Origin of the sequence: Streptomyces sp. NPDC002130 (genome assembly GCF_040296465.1) — a bacterium.
GTDB lineage: Bacteria > Actinomycetota > Actinomycetes > Streptomycetales > Streptomycetaceae > Streptomyces.
In genome coordinates this window covers 1-2585 of record NZ_JBEOXI010000534.1, presented here as the reverse complement: position 1 = coordinate 2585, position 2585 = coordinate 1, and the positions used below count along the sequence as shown (strand labels likewise).

Annotated in this window: 2 protein-coding genes; one reads left to right on the top strand and one right to left on the bottom strand. The window is 63.9% G+C overall.

The genetic code is table 11. The annotated features are described in order from the left end of the window. Positions 1 to 64 precede the first annotated feature (64 nt). Positions 65 to 1252, bottom strand: coding sequence for a CaiB/BaiF CoA transferase family protein (locus tag ABT116_RS42345; protein ID WP_095971632.1), 1188 nt, complete (start codon positions 1250 to 1252; stop codon positions 65 to 67). A 282-nt stretch (positions 1253 to 1534) separates the two neighbouring features. Between ABT116_RS42345 and ABT116_RS42340 the strand changes: the two genes are divergently transcribed. Then, on the top strand, positions 1535 to 2585 hold a 1051-nt coding region (locus ABT116_RS42340), incomplete at its 3' end, for an XdhC family protein (protein WP_351645832.1).

Sequence of the window (2585 nt, the reverse complement as noted above, 5' to 3'; positions counted from 1 at the left end):
GTGGACGCGGGGCCGAGGCATGAACGCACAGTAACAGAGCGTCTGCTCTGTTACTAGTGTGCGGTCAGATCACCGAATTCGCGCGAAGGTCCTCGATCTCCTCCGGGCGAAGGCCGAAGTCGGCGAGTACCCCGTCGGCGTCACCGCCGAGAGTCATGGGTGGCGCATTTCTGACGGGAAGAGTCTTGCCGTCCACCCAGAACGGTCCGCGGACAACGGGAATCGACGTCCCGTCGGCGCTGTGCGTCTGCTCGACCATCTGCAGAGCCTCGACCTGCGGGTCGGAGAACACCTGATCGATCGAATGGATCGGGCCGCAGGGAATTCCGGCACCGCGGATCTCGGCGATCCACTGCGCCGCCCCTTTTGCGGTCAGTAGCTCCTCGAGTTCTTTGGTCAGTTGGTCACGGTGTGCCAAACGCTCTTTACCCGTGGCATATTCGGCACGGAAGGCGAGGTCGGGGTCGCCGATAACCGAGCACAGTGCGATCCAGTGCTTGTCCGAGCCGGTGGCAATGTTGATCGGGAAGTCGGCAGTGTCGAAAGCGCCGTACGGCGTGATCGTCGGGTGCGTATTGCCGTTCGGCGTCGAAACCCGCCCGGTGCTCAGGTAGTCCTGCGCCTGGAAGGTCATGATCGAGATCGCGGATTCCAGCAACGAGGTCTGCACGCGGTGCCCACGACCGTCGCGTCCGCGCGAAGCCAGTGCCGCCGTGATTCCCAGTGCCGCGTAGATGCCCGAGACCGTGTCGATGATGGGGATACCGACCCGCATCGGGGTCTGTTCACCGGCACCGGTGACCGACATCAACCCGGACATGCCCTGGGCCACCTGATCGAGTCCGGGCGCGAACTGGTCGGGGCCCACCGGGCCGAAACCACTGATGCTCATCACGACGAGCCCTGGATTCTCCTGCTCGAGCGAATCGGGATCGAGCCCCATGTCGGCCAGTACTCCCGGACGGAAATTCTCGACCAGCACATCCGCGTCGAGGGCCAGGCTGCGAAGCAGTTTCCGTCCGCGGTCACTGCGCATGTCGATGGCGATCGACCTCTTGCCGCGGTTCACGGACGCGAAGTAGAGGCTTCGATCGCCGTCGAACGGCGGCCACTGACGCGAACTGTCGCCGGAGCCACGGGTTTCGACCTTGACCACGTCGGCGCCGAAGTCCGACAGCAGCGACGTGCACAAAGGCCCCGCGAGAGCGCGGGTGAGGTCGAGAACTTTGATACCGCTGAGCAATTGGTCCATCGTAGAAACCTCGGTTCTGTGGTGTGCAACGTCGCCCACTCGATCCGTCGCACCATCTGCGTGAATTGCCGCTGCAGTGATCGTCGGAGAGGGGAAGAATGAAGGTCAGGCCTGCTTTCGGCTGGGCTCGGTGACAACACTGGTCGAGAGCGCAAGGTGATGCGACGGCGACATTGCACAACTGCAGGGGCCGGATTTAGGCGCATTGTGTGACAGGCAGGATTGCGGTGGGCCGATACCGTGAACTCTCTACGTACGGCGATGCAAGCGGGAGGCGAGGCGATGCGCGACATTTCCACTCAGCTGGCGCAGTGGCACGCCCGTGGCGAGGATTTTGCACTGGCGACGGTTGTCCGTACCTGGCGATCCTCACCACGCATGCCCGGTGCTTCCATGGCCGTCTCACGCTCCGGCGAGGTGGTCGGCAGCGTCTCGGGCGGGTGCATCGAGAGTGCGCTGTACGAGATCGCCCAGGAGGTTCTCGCCGACGGCACCAGTCGCGTCGAGGTCTTCAGCGTCTCCGACGACGACGCCATCGGAGTAGGGCTGACCTGCGGCGGAACCATCGAAGTGTTCGTCCAGGCCGTCGGAGCCGATTTCGTCGAGTTCGGTCAGGTTTGTGAACGGATCGAGGCCGATACGCCCGTCGTCGTGGTCACCGAAGTGCGTCCGGGCGCGCCGGCACGGCACCTCGTCGTCGAGCACGGCCGACGCAGCGGGGATCTGGATGCCACGGAGGACGAGGTCGCCATCCTGCTGCGCACGATGGAGACCGGTGAGTCCGTAGCTTTTGTCGCACCCGCGGGAACTCTCATCGATTCGCAGCACGACCTGCTGGTCGAGATCTTCGCGCCACTACCGCGGATGTACGTCTTCGGAGCCATCGACTTCGCCGCCTCGATGTGTACGTTGGGCGCCTTTGCTGGTTACCGCGTGACCGTCGTGGACGCACGGCCGGTCTTCGCGACTCGAGCGCGTTTCCCCGATGCCCATGATCTGGTCGTCATGTGGCCACACAAGTTCCTCGAAACCGCACCGATCGACAACAAAACCGTCCTGGCCGTGCTCACCCACGACGAGAAGTTCGACATCCCGTTGCTCGAGATCGCGCTGCGTTCGTCGGCTGCATACGTGGGTGCGATGGGAAGTCGTGCGACGCATGAGCGTCGGGTGGCGCTGTTGAAGGAGCGAGGCGTCACCGACGCCGAGCTGGGGCGCCTGCACTCACCGATCGGGTTGGATCTCGCGGAGGCCATGGGCGCCACTTCCTCGTGTGCGATGGGGACGGGTACGTGTCGGCACACGGTAGAAACATGCAGGTCAGAGGCACATG